This window comes from Marinobacter qingdaonensis, assembly GCF_034555935.1.
Lineage (GTDB): Bacteria > Pseudomonadota > Gammaproteobacteria > Pseudomonadales > Oleiphilaceae > Marinobacter > Marinobacter qingdaonensis.
In genome coordinates this window covers 3042021-3067680 of sequence record NZ_JAYDCJ010000003.1, presented here as the reverse complement: position 1 = coordinate 3067680, position 25660 = coordinate 3042021, and the positions used below count along the sequence as shown (strand labels likewise).

Annotated in this window: 27 protein-coding genes; 16 read left to right on the top strand and 11 right to left on the bottom strand. The window is 63.0% G+C overall.

The genetic code is table 11. The features are described 5' to 3' along the window. The first annotated feature begins 2 nt into the window (after positions 1-2). The 12 genes from kdsA to U5822_RS17250 all read left to right on the top strand — a co-directional run bounded on the left by kdsA (position 3) and on the right by U5822_RS17250 (position 10604). Positions 3-848 carry a 3-deoxy-8-phosphooctulonate synthase gene (gene kdsA / locus U5822_RS17305; RefSeq protein ID WP_322856847.1) on the top strand — a complete coding sequence of 282 codons (846 nt, stop codon included), beginning with the start codon at positions 3-5 and terminating at the stop codon, positions 846-848. Between the two features lie 61 nt (positions 849-909). Beyond that, complete coding sequence (gene eno, locus U5822_RS17300) at positions 910-2205, top strand: phosphopyruvate hydratase (protein WP_322856846.1); 1296 nt, start codon at positions 910-912, stop codon at positions 2203-2205. 200 nt (positions 2206-2405) lie between these two features. Further along, the gene (locus tag U5822_RS17295; protein ID WP_322856845.1) at positions 2406-2678 is read left to right on the top strand and encodes a septum formation initiator family protein; all 273 of its coding nucleotides are present in this window, start codon (positions 2406-2408) and stop codon (positions 2676-2678) included. Between the two features lie 150 nt (positions 2679-2828). Further along, on the top strand, positions 2829-3530 hold the full coding sequence (gene ispD / locus U5822_RS17290) for a 2-C-methyl-D-erythritol 4-phosphate cytidylyltransferase (RefSeq protein ID WP_322856844.1): 702 nt from the start codon (positions 2829-2831) through the stop codon (positions 3528-3530). A gap of 25 nt (positions 3531-3555) precedes the next feature. After that, positions 3556-4035, top strand: a complete 480-nt coding sequence (ispF, locus tag U5822_RS17285; RefSeq protein WP_322856843.1) for a 2-C-methyl-D-erythritol 2,4-cyclodiphosphate synthase — start codon at positions 3556-3558, stop codon at positions 4033-4035. After that, the gene (gene truD, locus U5822_RS17280) at positions 4032-5132 is read left to right on the top strand and encodes a tRNA pseudouridine(13) synthase TruD (RefSeq protein ID WP_322856842.1); all 1101 of its coding nucleotides are present in this window, start codon (positions 4032-4034) and stop codon (positions 5130-5132) included. Before ispF ends, truD begins: the two co-directional genes overlap by 4 nt. Positions 5133-5143: 11 nt before the next feature. Further along, on the top strand, positions 5144-5914 hold the full coding sequence (surE, locus tag U5822_RS17275; RefSeq protein ID WP_322856841.1) for a 5'/3'-nucleotidase SurE: 771 nt from the start codon (positions 5144-5146) through the stop codon (positions 5912-5914). Next, positions 5911-6567 (top strand): protein-L-isoaspartate(D-aspartate) O-methyltransferase, encoded by a 657-nt coding sequence (locus U5822_RS17270; protein WP_322856840.1) that lies wholly within the window; start codon positions 5911-5913, stop codon positions 6565-6567. The genes surE and U5822_RS17270 overlap by 4 nt, the downstream gene beginning before the upstream one ends. Next, the gene (locus tag U5822_RS17265; RefSeq protein ID WP_482194202.1) at positions 6564-7538 is read left to right on the top strand and encodes a polyprenyl-phosphate transporter; all 975 of its coding nucleotides are present in this window, start codon (positions 6564-6566) and stop codon (positions 7536-7538) included. The genes U5822_RS17270 and U5822_RS17265 overlap by 4 nt, the downstream gene beginning before the upstream one ends. A gap of 310 nt (positions 7539-7848) precedes the next feature. Next, the gene (locus U5822_RS17260; RefSeq protein ID WP_322856839.1) at positions 7849-8628 is read left to right on the top strand and encodes a peptidoglycan DD-metalloendopeptidase family protein; all 780 of its coding nucleotides are present in this window, start codon (positions 7849-7851) and stop codon (positions 8626-8628) included. A gap of 206 nt (positions 8629-8834) precedes the next feature. Beyond that, positions 8835-9830 carry an RNA polymerase sigma factor RpoS gene (gene rpoS, locus U5822_RS17255; protein WP_322856838.1) on the top strand — a complete coding sequence of 332 codons (996 nt, stop codon included), beginning with the start codon at positions 8835-8837 and terminating at the stop codon, positions 9828-9830. Positions 9831-10028: 198 nt separating this feature from the next. Then, positions 10029-10604: a chalcone isomerase family protein gene (locus U5822_RS17250; RefSeq protein WP_322856837.1), complete on the top strand. Its 576-nt coding sequence runs from the start codon at positions 10029-10031 to the stop codon at positions 10602-10604. A gap of 80 nt (positions 10605-10684) precedes the next feature. Here U5822_RS17250 and nth read toward each other — a convergent pair whose 3' ends face one another. Genes nth through metG form a run of 8 tightly spaced genes read right to left on the bottom strand, consistent with a single transcriptional unit; the run spans position 10685 to position 18928 of the window. Next, complete coding sequence (nth, locus tag U5822_RS17245) at positions 10685-11323, bottom strand: endonuclease III (protein WP_322856836.1); 639 nt, start codon at positions 11321-11323, stop codon at positions 10685-10687. Between the two features lie 25 nt (positions 11324-11348). Continuing rightward, the gene (locus U5822_RS17240) at positions 11349-12065 is read right to left on the bottom strand and encodes an electron transport complex subunit E (RefSeq protein ID WP_322856835.1); all 717 of its coding nucleotides are present in this window, start codon (positions 12063-12065) and stop codon (positions 11349-11351) included. 2 nt (positions 12066-12067) lie between these two features. Continuing rightward, positions 12068-12769, bottom strand: coding sequence for an electron transport complex subunit RsxG (rsxG, locus tag U5822_RS17235; protein ID WP_322856834.1), 702 nt, complete (start codon positions 12767-12769; stop codon positions 12068-12070). A 3-nt stretch (positions 12770-12772) separates the two neighbouring features. Next, positions 12773-13825 carry an electron transport complex subunit RsxD gene (rsxD, locus tag U5822_RS17230; protein WP_322856833.1) on the bottom strand — a complete coding sequence of 351 codons (1053 nt, stop codon included), beginning with the start codon at positions 13823-13825 and terminating at the stop codon, positions 12773-12775. 21 nt (positions 13826-13846) lie between these two features. After that, complete coding sequence (gene rsxC, locus U5822_RS17225; protein ID WP_322856832.1) at positions 13847-15673, bottom strand: electron transport complex subunit RsxC; 1827 nt, start codon at positions 15671-15673, stop codon at positions 13847-13849. Next, positions 15673-16251: an electron transport complex subunit RsxB gene (gene rsxB, locus U5822_RS17220; RefSeq protein ID WP_322856831.1), complete on the bottom strand. Its 579-nt coding sequence runs from the start codon at positions 16249-16251 to the stop codon at positions 15673-15675. The genes rsxC and rsxB overlap by 1 nt, the downstream gene beginning before the upstream one ends. A gap of 14 nt (positions 16252-16265) precedes the next feature. Next, on the bottom strand, positions 16266-16847 hold the full coding sequence (rsxA, locus tag U5822_RS17215; protein WP_322856830.1) for an electron transport complex subunit RsxA: 582 nt from the start codon (positions 16845-16847) through the stop codon (positions 16266-16268). A gap of 26 nt (positions 16848-16873) precedes the next feature. Further along, a complete protein-coding gene (metG, locus tag U5822_RS17210) occupies positions 16874-18928 on the bottom strand; it encodes a methionine--tRNA ligase (protein WP_322856829.1) in 2055 nt (684 codons plus the stop codon). Between the two features lie 140 nt (positions 18929-19068). Between metG and apbC the strand changes: the two genes are divergently transcribed. The 4 genes from apbC (at position 19069) to U5822_RS17190 (ending at position 22923) form a co-directional block, all read left to right on the top strand. Continuing rightward, a complete protein-coding gene (gene apbC / locus U5822_RS17205) occupies positions 19069-20169 on the top strand; it encodes an iron-sulfur cluster carrier protein ApbC (protein ID WP_322856828.1) in 1101 nt (366 codons plus the stop codon). A 235-nt stretch (positions 20170-20404) separates the two neighbouring features. Continuing rightward, positions 20405-20971, top strand: coding sequence for a dCTP deaminase (dcd, locus tag U5822_RS17200; protein ID WP_322856827.1), 567 nt, complete (start codon positions 20405-20407; stop codon positions 20969-20971). Then, entirely contained in the window at positions 20968-21567 is a 600-nt protein-coding gene (locus U5822_RS17195) for a YjaG family protein (protein WP_322856826.1), read from the top strand. The genes dcd and U5822_RS17195 overlap by 4 nt, the downstream gene beginning before the upstream one ends. Positions 21568-21645: 78 nt before the next feature. Then, on the top strand, positions 21646-22923 hold the full coding sequence (locus tag U5822_RS17190) for a valine--pyruvate transaminase (RefSeq protein ID WP_322856825.1): 1278 nt from the start codon (positions 21646-21648) through the stop codon (positions 22921-22923). Here the strand turns inward: U5822_RS17190 and U5822_RS17185 are convergent. The 3 genes from U5822_RS17185 to purM form a co-directional block, all read right to left on the bottom strand. Then, the gene (locus tag U5822_RS17185) at positions 22920-23678 is read right to left on the bottom strand and encodes a DUF3108 domain-containing protein (protein WP_322856824.1); all 759 of its coding nucleotides are present in this window, start codon (positions 23676-23678) and stop codon (positions 22920-22922) included. The two genes, U5822_RS17190 and U5822_RS17185, sit on opposite strands and share 4 nt — an antisense overlap. 87 nt (positions 23679-23765) lie before the next feature. Further along, positions 23766-24428, bottom strand: coding sequence for a phosphoribosylglycinamide formyltransferase (gene purN / locus U5822_RS17180; RefSeq protein ID WP_322856823.1), 663 nt, complete (start codon positions 24426-24428; stop codon positions 23766-23768). Continuing rightward, positions 24425-25489 (bottom strand): phosphoribosylformylglycinamidine cyclo-ligase, encoded by a 1065-nt coding sequence (gene purM / locus U5822_RS17175; protein WP_322856822.1) that lies wholly within the window; start codon positions 25487-25489, stop codon positions 24425-24427. Before purM ends, purN begins: the two co-directional genes overlap by 4 nt. Between the last annotated feature and the right edge of the window lie 171 nt (positions 25490-25660).

Below are 25660 nucleotides of genomic sequence, written 5' to 3'. Positions count from 1 at the left end.
TCATGGCACGGCACACCGTTAAGGTTGCAGACATCGACATCGCCAACGACCAGCCGTTTGCGCTGTTCGGTGGCATGAACGTGCTGGAGTCCCGGGAACTGGCGTTCGAGGTGGCCGAGGCCTACGTCGAGGTGTGCACCAAGCTGGGCATCCCGTACGTGTTCAAGGCCTCCTTCGATAAGGCCAACCGGTCGTCGGTGAATTCTTTCCGGGGGCCGGGACTCGATGCCGGGCTGCAGATTTTGGCGGACATCAAGAGCAAGTTCGGTGTGCCGATCATTTCCGACGTGCATGAGCCGGCCCAGGCCGCGCCTGCCGCGGAGGTCTGCGACATCATCCAGCTGCCGGCGTTCCTGAGCCGACAGACCGATCTGGTGGTGGCCATGGCCCGGACCGGAGCGGTGATCAACATCAAGAAAGCCCAGTTCCTGGCGCCCCAGGAAATGAAGCACATCATCACCAAGTGCGAGGAAGCGGGCAATGACAAGCTGATCCTGTGTGAGCGGGGCAGCAGCTTCGGGTACAACAACCTGGTGGTCGACATGCTCGGGTTCGGCATCATGAAGCAGCTGAACGTGCCGGTGTTCTTCGACGTCACTCACGCCCTGCAGATGCCCGGTGGCCGTGCCGATTCGGCCGGCGGGCGCCGTGCCCAGGTGACTGACCTGGCACTGGCGGGCATGTCCCAGGGTCTGGCCGGCCTGTTCCTGGAAGCGCACCCGGACCCGGACCAGGCGAAATGCGATGGCCCCTGCGCCCTGCGCCTGAGTCAGCTCGAGCCGTTCCTGTCACGGGTCAAGGCCGTGGACGACCTGGTCAAGAGTTTTCAACCTATCGACACCGCCTGACCGGCGGTGTTCTTCGTTTCGTCATCCTTTGATTACCTGAATACTTTGGAGATTCCTCACAATGACAAAGATTGCCAACATTAAGGCGCGCGAAGTTCTCGACTCCCGAGGCAACCCGACCGTTGAGGCCGACGTTGTCCTGGCAGACGGCACCCTGGGCCGTGCCTGTGCGCCCTCCGGCGCCTCCACCGGCTCCCGTGAAGCGCTCGAGCTGCGTGATCAGGACGCGTCCCGTTACCTCGGCAAGGGCGTGCGCAAGGCGGTTGAAGCCGTCAATGGCAAGATCCGTGATGCCCTGGTGGGTAAGGACGCGGCCGATCAGCGCGCCCTGGACACTCTGATGCTGGAGCTGGATGGCACCGACAACAAGGCCAACCTGGGCGCCAACGCCATTCTGGCGGTGTCCCTGGCCGCCGCCAAGGCCGCGGCCGAGTCCCTGGGCAAGCCGCTGTACGCGCACATTGCCGATCTGAACGGCAGCGCCGGCCAGTTCAGCATGCCGGTCCCGATGATGAACATCCTGAACGGCGGTGAGCACGCCGACAACAACGTCGACATCCAGGAGTTCATGATCCAGCCGGTGGCGGCCAAGGACTTCGGCGAAGCCCTGCGCATCGGCGCGGAAATCTTCCACAGCCTGAAGAAAGTGCTGAAGGCCCAGGGTCTGAACACCGCCGTGGGCGATGAGGGTGGCTTTGCTCCGAACCTGCCGTCCAACGAAGCGGCGCTGGCGGTGATCAAGGAAGCGGTTGAGAAGGCCGGCTACGCCCTGGGCTCCGACGTGACCCTGGCGCTCGACTGTGCCTCGTCCGAATTCTACAAGGATGGCCAGTATCAGCTGACTGGCGAAGGCAAGAGCTTTGATTCCGAAGGCTTTGCCGATTACCTGGCCGGTCTGTGCGAGCGCTACCCGATCGTCTCCATCGAAGACGGCATGGACGAAAGCGACTGGGATGGCTGGAAGGTGCTGACCGACAAGCTGGGCAGCAAGGTCCAGCTGGTGGGCGACGATCTGTTCGTGACCAACACCCGTATCCTGAAGCAGGGCATCGACAAGGGTGTGGGCAACTCCATCCTGATCAAGTTCAACCAGATCGGCAGCCTGAGCGAAACCCTGGACGCCATCAAGATGGCTCAGGACGCCGGCTACACCGCGGTGATCTCCCACCGCTCCGGTGAAACCGAAGACACCACCATCGCCGATCTGGCCGTGGCCACCTGCGCGGGCCAGATCAAGACCGGCTCGCTGTGCCGCTCTGACCGGGTTGCCAAGTACAACCAGTTGCTGCGCATCGAGGAAGCGCTGGACGGCAAGGCACCTTACCGCGGTCTGGCGGAGATCAAAGGTCAGGGCTGATCCCGACCTTTCATTTTGAGCCACGATCCTTATGATTGTGGCCCAAGAATGCAAAAGGCCATCGTGCGCTGAATGAGAATTCAGTCACGATGGCCTTTTTACACAAGTGCTTAGAAGAACTTGTTGGTAATCTACTCAAAGGTCTATACTCGACAAACGTCGTTGAATTTTTGATCGGTTAATTCGTTACGGAATCGGCAATGAAGTTGCTTTGGACCACGATGATCGTGCTGATACTCCTGCTGCAGGTGCGCCTGTGGGTCGGGGAGGGCAGCTTCGCGCAGGTCTGGGCCCTGGAACAGTCCATTGCCGAACAGCGTGAGGAAAACGCCGAGCTGGCGACCCGCAATGAGCGGCTCTATGCCGAGGTGCGCAATCTGCGCAATGAGCAGAGCGCCGTGGAGGAGCGGGCCCGGATGAACCTTGGGTTGATTCGTGAGGACGAGACCTTCTTCCTTGTGGTAGAGAACTGAGCTTCGGATCCGGAGCACAGAGCGGCAAGGGCGCCCTGCCCGGGAACCGCTACGGGCACGTCCCTGTGCGCTTGACTGTGGCCATCCGTGGCCACAGACATTCCCGGGCAGGGCACCCTCGCCGCTCTCCAGACCTATGACAGGCCACCCATGACTGCACCCAGACTCTGGCTTATTGTGCCTGCCGCCGGCATCGGCCGCCGGATGCAAGCCGAGCTTCCCAAGCAATACCTCCGTATTCACTCCCGGTTCATTCTGGACATCACCCTGTCACGCCTTCTGGAATCGCTTCCGTTGGCCGGATGTATGGTGCCACTGAGCCCGGACGACCGCTGGTGGCCGGATTCCGAGGCCAGTCGGGAAGGGCGGGTGCAGACCTGCACCGGCGGCGACGAACGGGCCGATTCGGTGCTGGCGGCGTTGGCCGCCTTGGCAGGGCAGGCGAGTGCCCACGACTGGGTTCTGGTGCACGATGCGGCCCGGCCTTGTGTCCACCCGGATGACCTGGCGCGTCTGGTCGATACCCTCATCGAGCATCCGATCGGAGGACTGCTGGCGTCGCCGGTGGCGGATACCTTGAAGCGGGCTGACGGGGCGAGTGAGCCTGAGGTCCGGGAGACGGTGGACCGGGGCGGGCTCTGGCGGGCGTTTACCCCGCAGATGTTCCGGTACGGTGCCCTGGCTGACGCCCTGCAGAAGGCTGTTGCCGCCGGGCAGCCGGTCACGGATGAATCCTCAGCCATGGAGTTTTCCGGTAACATGCCAGTCCTGGTGGAGGGCCGGCCGGACAACATCAAGGTGACGGTGCCCGCCGATCTCGAATTGGCGAGTTTTATCCTCGGCCGTTTCTGATTTTCCACGTTTCCCGGAGTCGAATATGCGAATTGGTCAGGGCTTTGACGTCCACGCCTTTGGTGAGGGCGATTCGGTGGTGCTCGGTGGGGTCTCGATTCCTCATTCCCAGGGTCTGAAAGCCCACTCCGATGGCGATGTCCTGTTGCATGCGCTGGCGGACGCGCTGTTGGGGGCGGTGGCACTCGGCGATATCGGACACCTGTTCCCGGATACCAGCGATGAGTGGGCCGGAGCCGACAGTCGCGATCTGCTGCGTCGGGTGGTGCAGCGGGTGCGAGACGAGGGTTATGGTGTGGTCAACATCGACAGCACGATCATTGCCCAGGCCCCGAAGATGGCGCCCCACGTCGAGGCCATGCGTCTGAACATTGCCGAGGACCTCGGTATCCCTGCCAGTCGGGTGAGCGTTAAAGCCACCACCACGGAAAAACTGGGTTTTACCGGCCGTGGCGAAGGCATTGCCTGTCAGGCCGTGTGTCTGCTGGAGCCGGTGACGGCATGAGTGAGTCCGGTCAGTCTCGGCGACACTGGCGGCTGGACTGGCCAACCTCCGGCGGCGGCCGGCTGGCCCAGGCCCAGCTCAAGTCCTGTCCCGAGGATTTTCAGGTGGACGAGCAACTCGACGGTTTCCCGGATCGGTCGGAAGCCCTGGCGGTAACCGGCGCGGGCGAACACCTGTGCCTGCGGCTGGAGAAAACCGGTGACAATACCGACTATGTCGCCCGGGAACTGGCGACTTTGTCCGGCTGCCGGTCCTTCGATGTTGGTTTTTGTGGCCTGAAGGACCGTCATGCGGTGACCCGCCAGTGGTTCAGTATTTATCGTCCTGGCCTGGAGCAGGACGATCCCGCCTTTATTCGGGCGGTGTCGGAGCGCTGGTCCGTGCACGCCGTCTGCCGCCATCCGCGTAAGCTGCGCCGGGGCGAGCACCAGCGCAACCGTTTCCTCATTACCCTGCGCCAGGTTCGTGGCGACCGTCCTGAACTGGAGGCGGCGCTGGTGCGCCTGCAGCAGCAGGGAGCGCCCAATTATTTCGGGCCTCAGCGCTTTGGCCACCACGGCGCCAATCTGGATCGGGCGGTGGCCATGGATCCCTCGGCCATGGACTCCCGGCGCCGTCAGGGAGGACGGGGTCGCAAAGGCAAACACCGCGCTGGCAGAGACGCGTCTAAAAACGTATTGTACTTTTCGGCGGCACGTTCCTGGTTGTTCAACGAGGTGCTGGCCAGCCGGGTCGAGGATGGCAGTTGGCTGACCCCCATGGCCGGTGACCCGGGGCTGACCCTGGACGAGCCGGTTCCAACAGGCCCGCTGTGGGGAGACGGTGGCACCGGCGCTGAGCCCCCCCTGGGGGACGTCGAGCGCGAGGTGGTCGACCAGTGGCCAGAGGTGCTGGCCCTGTTCGCCACTACCCGGATGAAACCGGAGCGTCGCCCGCTGGTGGTGCAACCCCGGGCACTGACTTGGGATTGGCTGGGCGACGGTAGCCTGCAGCTGGGGTTCAGTCTGGCCCCGGGCCAGTACGCGACCACCGTGTTGAGTGATATTTTTGAGCTGGAGGACCTGAGCCTCGGCCGTGATAACAAAGAACGAAGCTAGCGGAGAACACTGTGCGTATTCTGTTGTCCAACGATGACGGCGTCCATTCGCCGGGGCTGGTGGCCCTGAAAGAGGGGCTGGAAGGGCTGGGCGAGCTGGCCGTGGTGGCCCCGGACCGGGACCATAGCGGGGCCAGCAACTCGCTGACGTTGAACCGGCCGCTCACCGTGGAGCAGCACCCGAACGGCTTCCGCTCCGTCGACGGTACCCCTACCGACTGTGTGCATCTTGCCGTCAATGGCCTGTTCCCGGAGGCTTTCGACCGGGTTGTGTCCGGCATCAACACCCACGCCAATCTGGGCGATGACATTATTTATTCCGGCACCGTGGCCGCGGCCATGGAGGGCCGGCACCTGGGCCTGCCCGCCATCGCCGTGTCCCTGGTCAACGATGGCCATTTCCACTATGAAACCGCGGCCCGAGTGGTGCGCCAGTTGCTGGAGAGTCCGCGGCCGCTGGCGCTGGGGCCGCGATCCATCCTTAACGTCAATGTTCCGGATCTGCCCTGGAATCAGTTGAACGGATTCCGGGTCACCCGCCTGGGCCATCGTGAGCGCGCTGAGGGTGCCGTGCCCATGACCTGTCCCCGAGGCAAGGAGCGCTATTGGATTGGCGCCGCCGGTGCCGGTGGCGATGCCGGTCCCGGCACCGATTTTCACGCCGTTCGGGAAGGGTTTGTCTCCATCACCCCGGTGCACATCGATATGACTCGCCACGACGCCCTGGTTTCGCTCCGGGAGTGGGTGGAGGGTCTGGGTGCCAACGGGGAGGGGCCGGCATGACCGCTCAGCTTCAAGGCATTGGCATGACCTCCCGGCGCACCCGCCTGCGTCTGGTGCAGCGGCTGCGCGAGGCCGGGATCGAATCGGACCGGGTGCTGGAGGTGATTGCCGATGTGCCCCGCCACATCTTTCTCGATGAGGCCCTGTCGCACCGAGCGTATGAGGATACCTCCCTGCCCATCGGTCATGGCCAGACCCTGTCCCAGCCTTACATCGTGGCGCGCATGACCGAATTGCTGCTGGCCCATTCGCCCAAACGGGTCCTGGAGCTGGGTACCGGCTCGGGTTACCAGACCGCGGTGCTGTCCCAGCTGTTCGAGGAGATCTACAGTGTCGAGCGAATCCGCCCACTGCAGGATCGGGCCCGGGACCGGTTGCGCCAGCTGAACGCCCGCAATGTGTTGCTCAAGCACGCCGATGGCGGCATGGGCTGGCCCGACCGGGGGCCGTTTGATGGCATCATCGTGACCGCCGCGCCGGTGGAAGTGCCCAAGGAACTGCTGGCCCAGCTCAGTGACGGCGGCGTGCTGATCGCGCCGGTGGGTGAAGAACAGCAGACCCTGGTCCAGGTCGTGCGCCGGGGCGAGCGTTTCGATTTCAAGGAGCTGGAGCCGGTGCACTTCGTGCCCCTGCTGGGTGGGGTGATCCGTTGAGCGAGCATCAGCAGCCCGGTGACGAGACCAGTCGCCGGCACCACCCGGCCGCGGTGTTCCTGCGCGGCATGGCCATGGGCGCGGCGGATATCGTTCCCGGCGTGTCCGGTGGCACCATCGCCTTCATCACGGGCATCTACTTCCGCCTTCTGGAGGCCATCAACCAGGTGCCTGGTGCCTTCGTACAGCAGTTGCTGAGAGGGCAGGTGGTCGGCTTCTGGCAGCGCTGTGACGGCACCTTCCTGGTGTGCCTGCTGGCTGGGGTCCTGACCAGCATTGCAACGCTCGCCTCTGCCATCAGCTATGCACTGGAGACCTATCCAATCCTGATCTGGAGCTTCTTCTTTGGGCTGATTGTTGCCTCGGTCTGGCATGTCGGGCGGCAGGTCCGGCACTATCGCTGGCCCCTGGCAGTGCCGCTGGTGCTCGGCATTGTGTTGGCCTGGTGGATCACCACCCTGCCGGCCGGGCAATTGGGGGTGTCGGCCCCTGCGTTCTTCGGCGCCGGGGCGCTGGCCATCTGCGCCATGATCCTGCCGGGTATCTCGGGAAGTTTTATCCTGGTGATCATCGGCATGTACGCGCCGGTACTCGACGCCATCAAGTCCGCGGACGTTGCTGTGTTGCTGCTGTTCATGGCCGGTTGCGTGCTGGGCCTGTTATCCATTGCCCGAGTCATCACCTGGGCCTTTAATCACTTCCACGACCTGGTGCTGGCGTTGTTGACCGGCTTCATGATCGGTGCGCTGAACAAGGTCTGGCCCTGGAAACAGACTGTGAGCTGGCGCACCAACAGCGCCGGTGAGCAAGTGCCTTTGAACGAGAGCAGCATCAGTCCGTTTGCGTTTTCCGACCTGACCGGGCAGGACCCGCAGGTGCTGATGGCGGCCCTGATTGCCGTGGCTGGTTTTGGCCTGGTGCTGGTGGTCGAGTGGTTTGGCGCTCGTCACGCCCGTCATCAGGTGTCGTGATGAGCCGCCAGGTTACCTGTTCAAAAAGTGTTACCTAACGCACAAAACGGGTGTTTCCGCCGGTAACAACCATGGCAGGTGAGTAACTTGGATTGTGTAATAAATTGTGCAATATATTAGCAAGTTAGTTTTGAAAGCTTAGATTTCAAATCAGTAGGCCAAACGCTTTATACGGATTTTTCATAACTGGACAGTTTTTATTCTTGTGAGATTTTTGCGTGGGTTCATCAATGCCGCCCAGACGGCGTCCCCGCGGTTCCCTCCCGGTGCCCAGGCTCTGGGCCGTGCCTCAAAACAATCTGGCCGCCGCTTGCTGCTGGTGGTTCTTCTGGCCCTGACCGCCCTGGTCTCGGGCTGTAACACCCCCGCGCTCTATCAGGACGACATCTACAACCCGCCAGTCTACTGGGGACGGCACGTGGTGAAGCCGGGCGAAACCCTGTACAGCATTGCCTGGCGTTATGGCCGTGACTACCGCGAACTGGGCAGTGCCAATGGCATCAAGCCACCCTGGCATCTGAAAGCGGGCCAGGTACTGCGGCTCGACCTTCGCGGAACTGTCACATCCGGCAGGCAGACTAAAGCAGTGGCCAGCAAGGCGCCGCCGACACGCACGGCACGGGCACCCGCGCCGACCGCCAAGTCCGCGCCCAAACCCACGGTCACCCGGGCGCCGGACAAGGCGGCCCCGCTGGCGTCCCAGAACCAGACCGTCGCCAGGGTCAACTGGCGCTGGCCACACGTTGGCACCGTAATTGCTGGATATTCATCATCCGGAAAAGTCAACAAAGGTATTGATATTGCCGGAAAAGCCGGTGATGCTGTGAGAGCGGCCGCCAGTGGAAACGTGGTGTACGCCGGCAACGGGTTGCTTGGGTATGGCAACCTGATTATCGTGAATCATAACGAGCACTATCTCAGTGCTTACGCCCACAACCGGAAGATTCTGGTGCAGGAAGGGGAGGATGTGAAAGCCGGTCAGGTGATCGCAGAGCTCGGTAGCAGTGGCGCTGAACGACCCATGTTGCATTTCGAAATCCGAAAGAACGGCAATCCGGTTGATCCCGCGCACTACCTGCCAAGACGCTAGCGACGATACAGACAGGACGCTGTGATCTCTCACCCCCGGCACTGACAGAAAAAACCGCAGTCAAAAAAGAACAAGAAAACGGTTACCCAGGTAACCGGCCAACCAGAAGATGTCCTGAAGAAGAAAAGTAGGATTACGAATAACGTCCGCAAGAACAAGAAGTAGGGGACGAACATCCAGGATTATTGAGAGGCGGGGCAAGAATCATGTCAGCAGACCAGGAAGAAATCATCATTGACCGTGTTGCGGACGAGGACGAGTCCGAGGATCAATTGCTCGCAGAGGAGAAAGTCGACAAGGCGTCCGCCAACGACAGCTCCGATGCCGACGAAGAAATTCCCACCCAGGGTCGCTACTTCACGAGCCAGAAGCAGCTAGACGCCACCCAGCTATATCTTAACGAAATCGGGTTCTCCCCGTTGCTTACGCCGGAAGAAGAGGTCTATTTCGCCCGACTCGCGCGTAAAGGCGAGGAATCCGGCCGCAAACGCATGATTGAGAGTAACCTGCGACTGGTGGTGAAGATCGCCCGCCGGTACGTGAACCGCGGCCTGACGTTGCTGGACCTGATCGAAGAGGGCAACCTGGGGCTGATTCGCGCGGTGGAGAAATTCGACCCGGAGCGCGGTTTCCGTTTCTCAACCTACGCCACCTGGTGGATTCGCCAGACCATTGAGCGCGCCATCATGAACCAGACCCGGACCATCCGGCTGCCGATTCATGTGGTCAAGGAACTCAACCTGTACCTGCGCGCGGCCCGGGAGCTTACCCAGAAGCTGGATCACGAGCCCTCCGCGGAAGAAATCGCCCGTATGGTCGACAAGCCGGTGGCCGACGTCAAGCGCATGCTCGGGCTGAACGAGCGGGTCGCGTCCATGGACACCCCGATCGGTTCCGGCGGCGAGAAATCCCTGCTGGATACGGTCGCCGATGAAGGTGCGACGGACCCGGCAGACCTGCTGCAGGACAACAACATGTGTTCCTGCCTGGAGAAGTGGATCGACCAGCTCAGCGACAAACAGCAGGAAGTGCTGTCCCGCCGATTCGGTCTCCGGGGTTACCCGGTCAGTACCCTGGAAGAAGTGGGCCAGGAGATTGGCCTGACCCGGGAGCGGGTGCGCCAGATTCAGGTGGAGGCGCTGCGCCGTCTGCGCGAGATCCTGGAAAAAGAAGGCCTGTCCGGAAACCTGCTGTTCAAGTAACCGATCCAAGATCCTTCCAATAAAAACCGGCTGGGGAAACCCCGCCGGTTTTTCTGTTTCAGTGTCACCGCAAATGAGAACCAGGTTCCGACTGGTGGTTCCCCGTCGTTGATAGAATGCGCGGACCGGGCTGGGATAAGGGTGTCGACGCCCGGTGACGAATGAACACTCAATAATAACGACCAAAAGGAAAGGACTATGAAAAAGGCTCTCTCAACCGGTGTATTGTCTCTGGTGCTTGGCGCTGCCCTGTGCGCGCCGGCGTCGGCCCTGACGGTGGAAGGTGTGGATGTTCCGGAAACCTATTCCGCCATGAACACCGAGCTCAAGCTCAATGGCGCCGGTACCCGGTCCAAATGGTTCATGGACCTGTACGTCGGTGGCCTGTACGTGCCGGAAACCATCAACGACGGCCAGGCGGTGATCAACGCCGATGAACCCCAGGCCATCACCCTGCACATCATCTCCGGCATGATCACCAGCGAGCGCATGACCGAAGCCACGCTGGAGGGGTTCCAGGCCTCCACCGGTGGTGACATGGCCACCATCCAGGCCGACGTGGACCAGTTCATGGCGGTCTTCGCGGAAGAGATCAAGGAAGGCGACGTGTTTGACCTGGTGTATCTGCCCGGGGAGGGCGTAAAGGTCCTGAAGAATGGCAAACACAGGGACACGGTCGGTAGCCTGGCCTTCAAGAAGGCTCTGTTTGGTATCTGGCTGTCGGACAAGCCCGCCCAGGAAGACCTGAAGGAGAAGATGCTGGGCCAGCGCTGAGCCGTTGCCTCGCAGCAAAAAAGCCGGCACCCAGTGCCGGCTTTTTTATGGCCACTGTCGCCCGGCGATGGGCCGACCGGTTACTGATAGTCCCGCTTGTCCTTGAACTCGCACAGGTCTTCAATCATGCAGGCGCCGCACTTGGGCTTGCGCGCGGTGCAAGTGTAGCGCCCGTGCAGGATCAGCCAGTGGTGCGCGTCCAGCAGAAACTCCCTGGGCACCAGGCGCATCAGCCGTTTTTCCACGTCCAGCACGGTTTTGCCAGGGGCAATGCCGGTCCGGTTCGAGACCCGGAAGATGTGGGTGTCCACGGCCATGGCCATGTGCCCGAAAGCGGTGTTCAGCACCACGTTGGCGGTCTTACGGCCGACTCCGGGCAGCGCTTCCAGAGCCTCCCGCTTGTCCGGCACCTGGCTGCCGTGTTGTTCGATCAGAATGCGGCAGGTCTTGATCACATTTTCGGCCTTGCTGTTGAACAGGCCGATGGTCTTGATGTACTCCTTCAACCCGTCGACGCCCAGGGCCAGGATGGCCTCGGGGGTGTTGGCAACCGGGAACAGCTTGTCGGTGGCCTTGTTCACTCCCACGTCGGTGGCCTGGGCCGACAGGATCACGGCAATCAGCAGCTCGAACGGGGTCGAGTAATTCAGCTCAGTCGTCGGGTTGGGATTGGCATCCCGAAGCCGGGTGAAGATCTCAGTGCGCTTCTGTTTGTTCATAGGGTCGATAACCTGTTCGCTGCCGTCAGGACACGTTGCCGGTAACCCGCACGCGCTTGCTGCCCGACGTGGTGGGCGCCGGCTCGGCGGCCTTGCGGCGTTGTTCCAGATGGTTGTCGATGCCGTTTTTCAGGGCGATGAGCAGGCCGAGGCCGACAAAGGCGCCCGGCGGCAGCACCATGAACAGCACATCCGGGTAGGTGTCGAACGGCCGGATCACCCAGTCGGCGGCGCCCGGGCCCAGCAGCAGGTTCATGTCCACGAACAGGGTACCCTGGCCCAGCAGTTCCCGCAGGCCGCCCAGCACCACCAGGACGGCGAGGAAGCCCAGGCCCATCATTGCGCCATCCAGCAGGGCCGGCATGGGGCCGTTCTTGGAGGCGAAGGCGTCCGCCCGGCCCAGAATGGCGCAGTTGGTCACGATCAGGGGGATAAAGATGCCCAGAATCTGGTACAGCTCGTAGGTGAAGGCCTGCATCAGCAGCTCGGCGCAGGTGACAAAGGATGCGATGATCATCACGAACGCGGGCAGCCGCACCGATTCACCGACGAAGTTGCGGATCAGCGACACCGCCAGGTTGGAACCCATCAGCACCAGCAGGGTGGCCAGGCCAAGACCGATGGCGTTGACCACGGTGCTGGTCACCGCCAGCAGCGGACACAGGCCAAGCACCTGCACCAGGGCCGGGTTGTTGGTCCAGAGACCGTCGCGGATGATTTCCCGAGAGGTTTTGGTGGCCATGATTACGAATGCTCCGGGCTGGATGAGTGGCCGGCAAGGGCGTCCGGGGTGATGGCTTTCTGGCCAGGGACGGGGGGCGCGTTCAGCAGTTCCCGAATGGCCGGGCGGTGTTGCTCAAAATAGACCAGGGCTTTCTCCACCGCGTTGACGACGGCCCGTGGTGTGATGGTGGCACCGGTAAACTGGTCGAACTCGCCGCCGTTTTTCTTCACGTCCCAACCGCTGGCCGAGGGCTGCTCCAGGGAGCGGCCGTCAAAGCTGGTGATCCAGTCCGATTTCCGTCGCTCAATCCGGTCGCCCAGGCCGGGGGTTTCCTTGTGGCTGGTCACCCGAACCCCAATGACCGTGCCTTGCAGATCCACGCCCACCAGCAGGTGGATGTCGCCGGAGTAGCCGTCCGGCGCCGTGATCGGCATGATCAGACCGATCGGCCGGTCATCGCGGCGGGCCACCCAGACCGTCAACGGCCCCTCGGTGCTCAAGCGGTCGCTGGCCGGCAACTGGACCGTGTCGCGCAGCAGGTTGTTGTCGTGGGCCGACTCCGGAATGATCTCGAACAGGGCCTTGGCCTCGGCCCGCGCTGCCTGGGTCTGAATCCGATCCTTGGTAAGCGCCTGGGTCATGGCGATGGTGCCGCCGGTAATGACCGCAAACAGCCCCAAACCAATGGCGCTGCGACGAATGGAGTGTGCAAGTGCCGCCATGACTTACCCCTGGGTCCTGCCGGGCACACCGCGGCGGGCCTTGTGGTGGCCGTAGGTGCGCGGTGGCGTGTAGTGATCGATGAAGGGCACGGCGAAATTCAGCAGCAGGACGCTGAACGCCACCGCATCGGGGTAACCGCCCCAGGTGCGGATGACGTAGATCAGCACGCCGATGCCGGCGCCGTAGATCAGTTTGCCCTGGTGGCTGGTGGCCGCGGATACCGGGTCGGTGGCAATGAAGAAGGCGCCGAGCATGGTGCCGCCGGCGAGCAGGTGCAGGGTCAGGGGCGCGTACAGGTCGGCGTTGCTACCAAACGCCAGGCTCATGATGACGAGTCCACCCAGCACCCCGGCCGGAATGTGCCAGGTGATGATGCGCAGGCCGATCAGCACCAGGCCGCCGGCCAGGAACGCGCCGTTTACCCACTCCCAGCCGCGGGCCACGCCGTCACCGAAGGTCGGGTGCTGAACGACTTCCTCGGCGGTGAGGCTGACAATCTTGTGCTTGTACTCATCCAGGGGGGTGGCCATGGTCCAGCCATCCACCGTGGTCTGCTGCACCGAGGCAATGGCGGCCAAGGTGTCGCCGAAGCCGGGCGCTCCGTCCCAGAGCAAGGCCGGCTCGGCCCAGTTGGTGGTCATGGCCACCGGAAACGAGATCAGCACCAGGGCGTAGCCCACCATGGCGGGATTGAACGGGTTGGAACCCAGGCCGCCATAGAGCTGCTTGGCGACGACGATGGCGGAGACAACGGCAATGGCCGACACCCACCAGGGTGCGAACTGGGGCAGGGACAGGCCCAGCAAAAGGCCGGTCAGGGCCGCAGTGTTGTCCTTGAGGAAGAACGCCACGGGCTTCTGCCGCAGTTTCAGAATCGCCGCTTCACTGGCCAGGGCCACGGTCACACACCAGACCACGTTGATCAAATTGCCCCAGCCAAAGAACAGGGTCTGTGCCAGCAGGCCCGGCAGGGTGGCGACGATCACCCACAGCATCAGCCGCGACGTGGGCCGGGCCCGGCGGGCATGGGGTGAGGACTGTTGAACGAATGCCATGAAATTGAGGCCTGAAGTCGGTTAGTCGGTGGTCGGGGATTCGGCGGCCAGCTGCTGGCGAGCCTCGGTCAGGGCCGTCTCGGCGCGCTGCACCCGATCATGGTTCTTGGCAACCGCGCGCTCGAGCTTGTCCACGTTGTCGGCTTGCTGGGCTTTGGCGTCTTCCAGCATGCCCTGCATGGTTTCGAGTTTGGACTGGGCCTGGGTCAGCTGTTTTTCCAGCGCCTCCAGGTCCGGTTTCTCCGGTGTCGGCGCCGGGACTTCGGCCGAGGCGGCCGGCTTACCGGCGTCGGCCTTGGCCTTTTTCCGGGCCAGGGCCTGCTCAACCAGTGCGGCCTTGGCGGCGCGTTCGTCCACCGCGGATCCTTCGGCGGCGGCTCTCTCCGCTTCCGCCTTCTTCTTGGCCTGGGCTTCGGCGGCGGCCTGAGCCCGCTCCTTGCGGCGCTGTTCCTTTTCCTGCTGCTCCCGTTCCAGGCGCTGCTGGCGGGCCTCAAAGCGCTCTCGGGCACGGTCGGCCTTGAGCTGCTCCGCGCGCTGCACCCGGATTTCGCCCTTGGCGTAGCGGTAGTATTGGACCAGGGGAATGGAGCTCGGGCACACGTAGGAGCAGGCCCCGCATTCAATGCAATCGAACAGGTTCAGGTGCTCGGCTTTCTCGAACTCGGTGGCCTTGGCGTGCCAGAACAGTTGCTGCGGCAACAGCTCCATGGGACAGGCCTCGGCACACTGGCCACAGCGGATGCAGGGCTGCTCCGGTGGCGGTGCCGGCAGTTCGGTGGCGGTGGCGGCAATCACGCAGTTGCTGGTCTTGATCACCGGCACCGCGGTGGTGGTCAGGGTGTAGCCCATCATCGGGCCGCCGAGGACCAGGCGGTTGACCTGCTCCGGCATCAGGCCTGCCTGCGCCAGCAGATGGTCGATGGGGGTGCCGAGCAGGGCGTCGAAGTTGCCGGGCTCACGGACCGCCTCGCCAGTGATGGTGACCACGCGGGAAATCAGGGGCTTGCCTTCAAGGACCGCATGGCCCACGGCGACCGCAGTGCCGACGTTCTGGCACATCACGCCGATATCGGCGGGGATGCCACCGCTGGGCACCTCCATGCCGGTGAGGATCTGGATTAGCTGTTTCTCGCCGCCGGATGGGTACTTGGTAGGAATCACCGCCAGTTCGATCTGGGTGCCCTCGATGGCAGTCCGCAGGGCCTCGACGGCTTCCGGCTTGTTGTCTTCGATGCCGATGATGCAACGGCCCGGGCGCAGGATCCAGGCCATGATCTTGAGCCCGGCGACAATGTCGTCGGCGCGCTCGCGCATGGTCATGTCGTCGGCGGTGATGTAGGGCTCGCATTCCGCGCCGTTGAGAATGAGGGTATCGACCTTGCGCTCTTTCGGCGGCCGCAGCTTGATGTTGCTGGGAAAGCCGGCCCCGCCCATGCCGGAGATGCCGGCGTTGCGGATCAGCTCCAATACCTCGGTGCGCTCGCGTTCGCGGTAGTCGGTGGCCGGGTGTAGCTGGATCCATTCGTCCTCGCCGTCCGGGCGCAGGACAATGCAGCGGTCGGTCATGCCGGAGGGGTGCGGCACCGGCAACTCGCTGATGCTGTCGATCACGCCGGACGTGGGGGCATGTACCGGCACCCCGAGGCCGTCGGCGACATCGGCGATGACCTGACCCTTGAGCACCCGGTCACCAGCCTCGACCACGGCGGCCGCGGGCTCGCCGATGTGCTGTTGCAGTGGCAACACCAGCCGTTCGGGCACCTCGGCGGTACGAATCGGCCGGGCGGTGGACTGATGCTTGTTTTCCGGGGGGTGAATGCCGCCGGCGAAATCCCACAGTTGCGTCATCAGGCGCTGGCTCCCTGTCGGTCGGTGGCGATCAGGCCGGATTTGGGCGGCGTCCAGGTCCAGGTGCGGATGTCCGGCTCGACTGTGACCATGTCGATGCAGTCGACCGGGCAGGGCTCAACGCACAGGTCGCAGCCGGTGCACTCGCTCTCGATGACGGTGTGCATGTGCTTGGCGGCGCCAAGAATCGCGTCCACCGGGCAGGCCTGGATGCACTTGGTGCAGCCGATGCACTCGTCCTCGCGGATCACGGCGACGCGTTTGGCCTGCTCGACCCCGTGCTCGGCATCCAGCGGTTGGGGCTCGACATCCAGCAGGTCGGCCAGGGCCTTGATGGTGGATTCGCCGCCGGGCGGGCACTTGTTGATGGCATCGCCCTCGGCGATGGACTCGGCGTAGGGCCGGCAGCCGGGAAAACCACACTGACCGCACTGGGTCTGGGGCAGCAGGGAATCAATCTGCTCCACGAGGGGGTTGCCCTCAACCCGGAAGCGCTCCGCGGCAAAACCGAGCAGGCCGCCAAAGACCACGGCCAGGGCCAGCAAAACCAGAACAGCGATGACAATGCCTGTCCACATACAGCGAGCCTCCCCTACACACTCACCAGGCCGGTGAAGCCCAGGAACGCCAATGACATCAGACCCGCGGTGACCATGCCAATGGCCGCGCCGCGAAAGGCCACAGGCACGTCCGCCACCGCGATGCGCTCTCGCATGGCGGCGAACAGCACCAGCACCAGGGAGAACCCGGCCGCCGCACCAAAGCCGTAGAGCACCGACTCCACGAAATTGTTGTTGCGGTTGAGGTTCAGCAGGGCCACGCCGAGCACGGCGCAGTTGGTGGTGATCAGCGGCAGGAAAATGCCGAGCACCCGGTACAGCAGGGGGCTGGTCTTGCGCACCACCATCTCGGTGAACTGGACCACCACCGCGATCACCAGGATGAAGGTGATGGTCTTCAGGAACGCCAGGTCCAGTGGCGCCAGCAGGTAGGTGTAGGCCAGGTAACTGCACACCGACGACAGGGTCAGTACAAACGTGGTGGCCAGGGACATGCCCATGGCCGTTTCCAGCTTGCCGGACACACCCATGAACGGGCACAGCCCGAGGAACTGCACCAGCACGAAGTTGTTCACCAGAATGGTGCTGACCAGGATCAGCAAATACTCGGTCATCGGAGCTCTACCGCCTTGCTCGTCGCTTACATGATCCGCATGCCCGGTGTGGCACCGGAATCGGGGGACAGAATGAAGATGTCCTTACCACCGGGGCCGGCGGCCAGCACCATGCCCTCAGACAGGCCGAACTTCATCTTCCGTGGCTTCAGGTTGGCGACCATGGCCGTCAGCCGGCCTTCCAGCTCTTCCGGCTTGTAGGCGGACTTGATGCCGGCAAAGACATTGCGCTCGCCGTGGCCGATGTCCAGGGTCAGGCGCAGCAGCTTGTCGGCACCTTCAACGTGTTCTGCTTTGACAATCTTGGCGACCCGAAGATCCACCTTGGCGAAATCGCCAAACTCGATTTCGTCAGCCACCGGCTCCAGGTCCTGGGCTGGCTTGGCCTCTTGCTGCTGGGCCGCGGGCTGGCCGGTGGCCGCCGGCAGCTCTTCCTTGGAGGCGTCCAGCATCTTTTCGATTTGCGCCATGTCGACCCGGCTCATCAGCGGTTTGAACTTGTTGATGCCGTGGTTCTCCAGGCGCTGCTCGCGGTCATTCCAGTCCAGAGTGGCGTTCAGGAAGGCTTCGGAGGCCTTGGCGGTTTCCGGCAGCACCGGTGCCAGGTAGGTCATCAGCAGGTGGAACATGTTGATGGCGTTGGTGCAGATGGCCTGCAGGTTCTCCTCCTGGCCCTCCTGCTTGGCGATCACCCAGGGCTGCTCGTCGTTCACGTACTGGTTGGCGATGTCCGCCAGTTCCATGATCCGGCGCATGGCCCGGCCGAATTCCCGGGCCTCGTAGAACTCTTCGATTTCCTGGCCGGCCTCGATGAATTCGCGGATCTTGCCGTGCTCGGTCACCTGACCCAGCTGGCCGTCGAAGCGCTTGGTGATGAAGCCGGCGCTGCGGCTGGCGATGTTCACCACCTTGCCCACCAGGTCCGAGTTCACCCGGGCCGCGAAGTCCTCAAGGTTCAGGTCCATGTCGTCGACACCGCCGGTCAGCTTGGCGGCGAAGTAGTAGCGCAGGTACTCCGGATTCAGGTGATCCAGGTAAGTGCGGGCCATGATGAAGGTACCGCGGGACTTCGACATCTTCTTGCCGTTGACGGTCACAAAACCGTGGGCCCAGACCGCGCTCGGTGTCCGGAAGCCGGCGTCGTGCAGCATGGACGGCCAGAACAGGGCGTGGAAGTTGATGATGTCCTTGCCGATGAAGTGATAGACCTCAGCGGTGGAATCGGCCTTCCAGAAGTGCTCGAAGTCGATGCCTTCGCGGTTGCACAGGTTCTTGAAGCTGGCCAGGTAGCCGATGGGGGCGTCCAGCCAGACGTAGAAGTACTTGCCCGGCGCGTCCGGAATCTCAAACCCGAAGTAAGGCGCATCCCGACTGATGTCCCACTCCTGCAGGCCGGCGTCCAGCCACTCGGAGAGCTTGTTGGCGACCTGCGGCTGCAGGGTGCCACTGCGGGTCCAGTTGGCCAGGAAGTCGGCGAAATCCGGCAGCTTGAAGAAATAGTGCTCGGACTCTTTTTCGATCGGCGTGGCGCCGGAGACCGCGGAGCGCGGGTTGATCAGCTCGGCCGGGGTGTAGGTGGCGCCACAGGCTTCACAGTTGTCCCCGTACTGGTCCTCGGTCTTGCACTTGGGGCAGGTGCCCTTGATGAACCGGTCCGCCAGGAACATGTTCTTTTCCGGGTCGTAGGACTGGGTGATCTTGCGGGTGGCAATGTGCCCGTTTTCCTGCAACTGACGGTAGATGTACTCGGAGAACTGGCGGTTCTCCTCCGAGTGGGTGGTGTAGTAGTTGTCGAAACGGATGTGGAAACCGGCAAAGTCCTGCTGATGCTCGTCGCGGATCCGGTCAATCAGCTGCTCGGAAGAGATGCCTTCGCGCTCGGCACGCAGCATAATGGCGGTACCGTGGGCATCGTCGGCGCAAACGTAATAGCAGTTCTGGCCCCGCATGTTCTGGTAGCGCACCCAGATGTCGGTCTGAATGTATTCCAGCAGATGGCCCAGGTGAATGGGGCCATTGGCATAGGGCAGGGCGCTGGTGACCAGAATGTCGCGCTGTTGCTTGGGACTCGCTTGCGTCATGGTGTGTCCGAACCTTTCTTCAAAGTAGGGGTTGTGTGGTCAGAAACGGGCACAGATGATACCTTCCGGGCAGAAATTTTTCACCCGAATCCCCTGTTTCCGTGCTTAAAATCAAGCATGAGCTTATTCCGGAGAACCCGATGACACAGATTTCTGAGCAGGCCCTGCAAACGGCGATTCGCGAGTACCGCGATCCGTACCTCCAGAAAGACCTTTACGAACTGGACGCCGTGAAGGCCCTCAACACCGACGATGACGGCAAAGTGACCCTGATGGTCGAGCTGCCGTACCCGTCCAAGGGCATTGCCGGAGCCCTGAAACAGCTGGTGACCGTGGCCCTGGAGAACGTCGATGGCGTCGAGAGCGCCGAGGTCCACGTTGGTCAGAAGATCCACTCCTACAAGGTCCAGAAAGACCTGCCATCGGTAGCGGGCGTGAAAAACATCATCGCTGTGGCTTCCGGCAAGGGCGGCGTCGGCAAATCCACCACCGCCGTCAACCTGGCTCTGGCCCTGCACGCCGAAGGCGCCCGGGTCGGCATCCTCGACGCCGACATCTACGGCCCGAGCATTGGCATGATGCTGGGCGTGCCCGAAGGCAAGCGCCCGGACACCCGCGAAAACAAATACTTCGTACCCATGGAAGCCCACGGCCTGCAGGCCAACTCCATGGCCTTCGTGGTCACCGACAAAACCCCCATGGTCTGGCGCGGCCCGATGGTCAGCGGCGCCGTCATGCAGTTGCTGCAGCAGACCCTGTGGAACGAACTCGACTACTTGGTGGTCGACATGCCCCCGGGCACCGGCGACATCCAGCTCACCCTGGCCCAGAAAGTCCCGGTGACCGGCGCCGTCATCGTCACCACGCCCCAGGACATCGCGTTGCTGGACGGCAAGAAAGGCATCGAAATGTTCCGTAAAGTCGACATCCCGGTGCTGGGCGTGGTCGAGAACATGAGCGTGCACATCTGCAGCAACTGCGGCCATGAAGAACCGCTGTTCGGCCAGGGCGGCGGCGAACGCATCGCCGACGAATACGACACCACCCTGCTGGGCCAGCTGCCGCTGCACATGACCATCCGCGAGCAAACCGACGGCGGCCAGCCTTCGGTGGTGGCCGAGCCAGACTCCGAAGTGGCCCGCCGATACCGGGATATCGCCCGTCGGGTTGGGGCCGAGCTGTCCACCCGGGAGCGCAACCTGACTGGTTCCATCTCCAGCGTCTCGGTGACAGAGCACTGATCGAAGGGGGCAGGCTGCCGAAGGCTTGATCGCGGTTGCAGGCACCACCGGCCAAAAATTTTGGAGGCCAGGGATGGCCGGAGACAAGCGCACATGGATGTGCTTGTAGCGGTTTTTGGCCGGTGGTGCCTGCAACCGCAGCCCCCACTGACTGCCACTTGCCGGGCTTCGACACAACCCAAGCGACAGGGTAAACTACGCCCCAATTTTTCCCAGTGGATACGAGACTTCACCCATGAGCATCAAATCCGACAAGTGGATTCGCCGGATGTCCGAAGAACAGGGCATGATCGAACCGTTCGAAAGCGGTCAGGTCCGTGAATCCGAAAAGGGCCGTGTGATCTCCTACGGCACCTCCAGCTACGGCTACGACGTACGCTGCAGCAACGAGTTCAAAATCTTCACCAACGTCCACTCCGCCACCGTGGATCCGAAGAACTTCGATGAGAACAGCTTCGTCAACTACACCGGTGACGTCTGCATCATCCCGCCGAACAGCTTTGCCCTGGCGCGCACCGTCGAGTACTTCCGCATTCCGCGCAGCGTGCTGACCATCTGCCTCGGCAAGTCCACCTACGCCCGGTGCGGCATCATCGTCAACGTCACCCCGCTCGAGCCGGAGTGGGAAGGCCAGGTGACCCTGGAGTTCTCCAACACCACCAACCTGCCGGCGAAAATCTACGCCAACGAAGGCGTGGCGCAGATGCTGTTCTTCGAATCGGACGAAGTCTGCGAGACCAGCTACAAGGACCGCGGCGGCAAGTACCTGGGCCAGACCGGCGTGACCCTGCCCCGGACATGAACGCCAACCAGTTCCTGAAAGCCATTGCCCAACTCCAGGGGTGGCGCGAATGCGCCTTCCTGCTGGCGCTGGCCGAGCGTTCCTTCCCGAACTACGCGCTGTTTGCCGACGCCGTGGGCCTGAAAACCGGCGGCAAGATGCGGCAGATGCTGGATCTGGGCTGGGACATGCTGCAGAAGGATGTGGCCGAATCGGCCATCCCGCAACTGCTGGCCAAGCTGGAAACCCTGTCACCGGATGTCGAGGCCTACGACGCCTACGGCGTGTACCCGGCCTTTGATTTCTGTCAGCTGCTGGAGCAGGCGCTGCTGAACCGGCTGAATCCGGCCAAGCACCGGGCCACCGAGGCCTCGCAGATGGCCACCGGCACCGTCATGAGCTTCGTCGAAGTGTCCGAGGGTGAGGGACTGGACGAAGACGAACTGGTGCGGCTGCTTGACCAGCATCCGCTGATGAAGGAAGACAAGGCCTTTCAGCGCGACCTGGTGCTGGCGCTCAAACGCCAGCGCACTCCAACCGAGCAGTTTGTCGAGCGGCTCCAGGCCGACGCCGCCAACGAGGGCGTCAGCAACCTGGGCATCTCCCTGTCCGAATAAACCGCTCGGCCCGGGCAGGCTAAACTGTCCCCAGTGCTGACGGTTCAACCCACTTGGTGCAAAGACGGATTTATCGCCATGAAACTCTCCGCATTTGGTCGCAAGTTCACCGCCGACGCCGGCATCACCTCATTGATGGACGACCTGGGTAACGCCATGGCGTCCGGCGACGACATGATCATGATGGGCGGGGGCAACCCCGGCCATGTGCCCGAGGTCCAGGCCCGGGTGCAGGAGATTCTGGCGGACATGAGTCGCAGCGAAGGCGACGTGCGGCGGTTGGTGGGTATCTACGATCCGCCCCAGGGCGAGAAACAGTTCATCGCGGCGCTCGCGGAATTGCTGAACCGGGAGTACGGCTGGGGCCTGGAGCCGGAAAACATCGCGCTGACCAACGGCAGCCAGGCGGCGTTTTTCATGCTCTTCAACATGTTCGGCGGCGATTTCGGCAACGGCCAGCGCAAGCACATCCTGCTGCCCCTGGCGCCCGAGTACATCGGCTACGCCGACGCCGGCATCGAGCCGGATCTGTTCCACGCGGTGCAGCCGGACATCTCCTTCACCGACGCCCACGAGTTCAAGTACCGGGTCGATTTCGACGCCGTCGAGGTCACCGGCGAAACCGGCGCCATCTGCGTGTCCCGCCCGACCAATCCCACCGGTAACGTGATCACCGACGAGGAACTGGCACGCCTGGAGGGGCTGGCGCGGGAGCACGATGTGCCCCTGATCGTCGATGGCGCCTACGGAACTCCGTTCCCGAGCCTGCTGTTCGTGGACGCCGAGCCGACCTGGAACGAGCAGGTCATCCTGTGCCTGAGCCTGTCCAAACTGGGTCTGCCGGCGGCCCGAACCGGTATCGTGATTGCGGCCAAGCCGGTGATCAAGGCCTTGTCGGGCATCAATGCCATCATGAACCTGGCCACCGGCAGCTTCGGTGCCATGGTGGCCGACCCGCTGGTGCGCTCCGGCGAAATCCTGTCCCTGAGCCGGGAGGTGGTGTGCCCGTTCTACAAGGCCAAGATGGAAAAAGCGGTGGCGGCCTTCCGGGCGGCCATGGGCGAGGACAGCTGTCGCTGGTACATCCACAAGCCCGAGGGCGCCATGTTCCTGTGGCTGTGGTTCCCAGACCTGCCCATCACCAGCCTGGAGCTGTACCAGCGTCTGAAAGCCCGGGGCGTGCTGGTGGTGTCCGGTCACTATTTCTTCCCGGGACTGCCGGACGACGACTGGCGTCATCGCCACGAGTGCCTCCGGGTGACCTATTCCCAGGACGACGACCGGGTGGCTGAAGGGTTGCGCATCATCGCGGACGAAGTGAAGGGGGTCTGGGCCGAGGCCGGCCTCGACCGCTAGCGGCTGCTGACCTTGGCCCGGTTCAGCCGCAGCTCGTAGCTGCTGCCATCGGGCTCCACCTGGCGCAGGCGAACCAGCAGGTAGTCCTGGCCGGGAGCAAACCACATTAGAGTTTCGCGCTTGGAGGATTGGTCCCGCACTTTCTCCGCCTTCAGGGTGTCCACGTCGCCCCGGTCCGTGGTCAAGGCCTCCTCGGCGATCACGGCGAAGCGGTCGTTGTCGTAGTCGCCGCCGTCGATGACCTGGTACGCCATCTCCCGTTTGCCGGCTTTGATGTCCTGGCTTAATTGCAGCTGGAAGCCCAGCGGATCCAGTGCCCCTTCCTCCAGGTCCAGCTTGAACGACTTGCCCCGGTATTTGCCGGTCGCCACCCCGGCGTCCCAGTCAAAATCGATACTCTGTTCCCGGTCCTTGATCAGGAAGCCGGACAAGCGGTATCGGTAGCGGAGCGGAACCACTCGGTTGTTCTCCCATTTCAGGATCAGGGATTCGTCGATGTCGGCGATGAACGAATCCACATCGGTGCGGTACAGCCAGACGCCTCCGCTTTTTTCGCTGAGGGTGCGGGTGGCGGTGCCATTCAGGGAGATGCCCTTGTCCATTGAGGCCGTGTAGGTGACTTCGTAGGGAGTCAGCTCGGAGATGGGCGCCGGCACCGGCTCCTGGGCCAGCACCGGGTGGGCGAGGGCGCCCAGCAGCAGCCCGGCAAGCGCTGGCCGGACAAGTTCCTTGGTGGTCGTTCGATTGAAATGCATATCGGGTAACCTAAAAAGCCGTCCTGTATGGCGACAGTCTAGCGGGTTACCCGGGAAGGGGAGATGACAATCCGTTCAGGGTGCGACTCAGTTATCGGGCAGGCGCATGGGTTGCTTGAGCAGCTCGCCGTCAAACAGCACATAGTCGCTGCCCAGCTTGATGCGGCCTTCGCAGAACCAGCGCACGACGATGGGATACAGGATGTGCTCCTTTTCCTGGACCTTTTCCGCCAGCGACTCGGCGGTATCGTCCGGAGCCACTGCCACTTCGGCCTGGGCGATGACCGGGCCGCCGTCCAGCTCCTCGGTGACAAAGTGCACCGACACCCCGTGCAGATGGTCGCCAGCGTCCAGGGCGCGCTGATGGGTGTTCAGCCCGGTGTACTTGGGCAGCAGCGACGGATGGATATTGAGCAGCTGGCCGCGCAGGGCCCGGACAAAGTCCGTGGTCAGGATGCGCATAAAGCCGGCCAGCACCACCAGGTCCGGGTTGTGCCGGCGGATCTCGGCCATCAACGCGCCGTCGAATTCCTCGCGGGACTCGTATTTGGTGTGGTCCACCACGAAGGTCTCGAGGTGCGCCTGGGCGGCCCGCTCCAGGGCAAAGGCATTGGGGCGATTGCAGCCAACGGCGCAGATCTGGCCCGGGAAATCCCGATCCCGGCTGGCTTCGATCAGCGCTTGCAGATTGGTGCCGCTGCCGGAGGCCAGGACCAGGATGCGGGGCAGGGGAGCTTGATCTGCCTTCATGCCGACAGCAGCCCCGGGGCGTAACGCACAGACGGCTCAGCGTCTGCGTCGTCGTCGCTTTCAATCACACCCACCTGCCAGGCGGTTTCGCCCAGCGCGTTCAGGGTGTCCATGGCGAGCGCCTTCTGCTCGGCCGGAATGCAGACAATCATGCCGATGCCGCAGTTGAAGGTGCGGTACATCTCTTCGCTGGCGACGCCGCCGGCCTCCTGCAGCCACTGGAACACCGGCGGCAGGGTCCAGCTGGTGGTGTCGATGGCGGCCACGGTGCCGTTCGGCAGGACCCGGGGAATGTTTTCGGGCAGGCCGCCACCGGTAATGTGGGACAGGGCGCGGACATCCACTTCGCGGATCAGCTTGAGCAGGTTCTTGACGTAGATGCGGGTCGGGGCCATCAGGGCGTTGGCCAGGGTGGTGTCACCCAGCGGCTGGTCCAGGTCGGCGTTGCTGACGTCGAGGATCTTGCGGATCAGCGAGTAGCCGTTGGAGTGCGGGCCCGAGGAGCCCAGTGCCAGCAGGATGTCACCGCTCTGGACCCGGCTGCCGTCGATGATTTCGCTGCGTTCGGCCACACCCACGCAGAAGCCCGCCAGGTCGTAGTCTTCACCTTCGTACATGCCGGGCATCTCGGCGGTCTCGCCGCCGACCAGGGCGCAACCGGCCTGCTCGCAGCCCTCGCCAATGCCGGACACCACCTGGGCGGCCACGTCCACGTTGAGCTTGCCGGTGGCGTAGTAGTCCAGGAAGAACAGGGGCTCGGCACCGCCGACCACCAGATCGTTCACGCACATGGCGACCAGATCGATGCCGATGCTGTCGTGTTTCTGCAGCTGCATGGCCAGTCTGAGCTTGGTACCTACGCCGTCAGTACCGGACACCAGCACCGGCTCTTTGTAGCCGGCCGGAATCGACACCATGGCGCCGAAGCCGCCGAGGCCGCCCAGAACCTCCGGACGCTTGGTGCGTGCCGCCGTCTGCTTGATGCGGCTTACGAGTTCGTTGCCTGCGTCAATATCAACGCCGGCGTCGCGGTAGGTCAGGGAAGGCTTCTGTTCGCTCATGGGGTAGTTTAAACCGTTGGCCAGTGGGTCAGGCGGCGGATTTTAACAGGTGCGCTGTGGTGCTCCAAATGTAATTCCCCCTACGCCAGCGGGTGTCAGGCGAAGCCCGGCAAGCGCTTGGCAAGATTGCGTTTCTGAAACCTGGCGCTGCTACTCACACTCTGGGCCATG

Coding starts and splice junctions, on each gene's coding strand:
- kdsA (WP_322856847.1), top strand. CDS start 3: ATGGCACGGCACACCGTTAAGGTTGCAGACATCGACATCGCCAACGAC.
- rsxB (WP_322856831.1), bottom strand. CDS start 16,251: ATGTGGACAGGCATTGTCATCGCTGTTCTGGTTTTGCTGGCCCTGGCC.
- U5822_RS17295 (WP_322856845.1), top strand. CDS start 2,406: ATGAAGTTGCTTTGGACCACGATGATCGTGCTGATACTCCTGCTGCAG.
- purM (WP_322856822.1), bottom strand. CDS start 25,489: ATGAGCGAACAGAAGCCTTCCCTGACCTACCGCGACGCCGGCGTTGAT.
- nth (WP_322856836.1), bottom strand. CDS start 11,323: ATGAACAAACAGAAGCGCACTGAGATCTTCACCCGGCTTCGGGATGCC.
- U5822_RS17240 (WP_322856835.1), bottom strand. CDS start 12,065: ATGGCCACCAAAACCTCTCGGGAAATCATCCGCGACGGTCTCTGGACC.
- rsxA (WP_322856830.1), bottom strand. CDS start 16,847: ATGACCGAGTATTTGCTGATCCTGGTCAGCACCATTCTGGTGAACAAC.
- rpoS (WP_322856838.1), top strand. CDS start 8,835: ATGTCAGCAGACCAGGAAGAAATCATCATTGACCGTGTTGCGGACGAG.
- ispF (WP_322856843.1), top strand. CDS start 3,556: ATGCGAATTGGTCAGGGCTTTGACGTCCACGCCTTTGGTGAGGGCGAT.
- U5822_RS17185 (WP_322856824.1), bottom strand. CDS start 23,678: ATGCATTTCAATCGAACGACCACCAAGGAACTTGTCCGGCCAGCGCTT.
- U5822_RS17250 (WP_322856837.1), top strand. CDS start 10,029: ATGAAAAAGGCTCTCTCAACCGGTGTATTGTCTCTGGTGCTTGGCGCT.
- U5822_RS17270 (WP_322856840.1), top strand. CDS start 5,911: ATGACCGCTCAGCTTCAAGGCATTGGCATGACCTCCCGGCGCACCCGC.
- dcd (WP_322856827.1), top strand. CDS start 20,405: ATGAGCATCAAATCCGACAAGTGGATTCGCCGGATGTCCGAAGAACAG.
- truD (WP_322856842.1), top strand. CDS start 4,032: ATGAGTGAGTCCGGTCAGTCTCGGCGACACTGGCGGCTGGACTGGCCA.
- purN (WP_322856823.1), bottom strand. CDS start 24,428: ATGAAGGCAGATCAAGCTCCCCTGCCCCGCATCCTGGTCCTGGCCTCC.
- metG (WP_322856829.1), bottom strand. CDS start 18,928: ATGACGCAAGCGAGTCCCAAGCAACAGCGCGACATTCTGGTCACCAGC.
- rsxG (WP_322856834.1), bottom strand. CDS start 12,769: ATGGCGGCACTTGCACACTCCATTCGTCGCAGCGCCATTGGTTTGGGG.
- apbC (WP_322856828.1), top strand. CDS start 19,069: ATGACACAGATTTCTGAGCAGGCCCTGCAAACGGCGATTCGCGAGTAC.
- rsxC (WP_322856832.1), bottom strand. CDS start 15,673: ATGACGCAACTGTGGGATTTCGCCGGCGGCATTCACCCCCCGGAAAAC.
- rsxD (WP_322856833.1), bottom strand. CDS start 13,825: ATGGCATTCGTTCAACAGTCCTCACCCCATGCCCGCCGGGCCCGGCCC.
- U5822_RS17190 (WP_322856825.1), top strand. CDS start 21,646: ATGAAACTCTCCGCATTTGGTCGCAAGTTCACCGCCGACGCCGGCATC.
- U5822_RS17195 (WP_322856826.1), top strand. CDS start 20,968: ATGAACGCCAACCAGTTCCTGAAAGCCATTGCCCAACTCCAGGGGTGG.
- ispD (WP_322856844.1), top strand. CDS start 2,829: ATGACTGCACCCAGACTCTGGCTTATTGTGCCTGCCGCCGGCATCGGC.
- eno (WP_322856846.1), top strand. CDS start 910: ATGACAAAGATTGCCAACATTAAGGCGCGCGAAGTTCTCGACTCCCGA.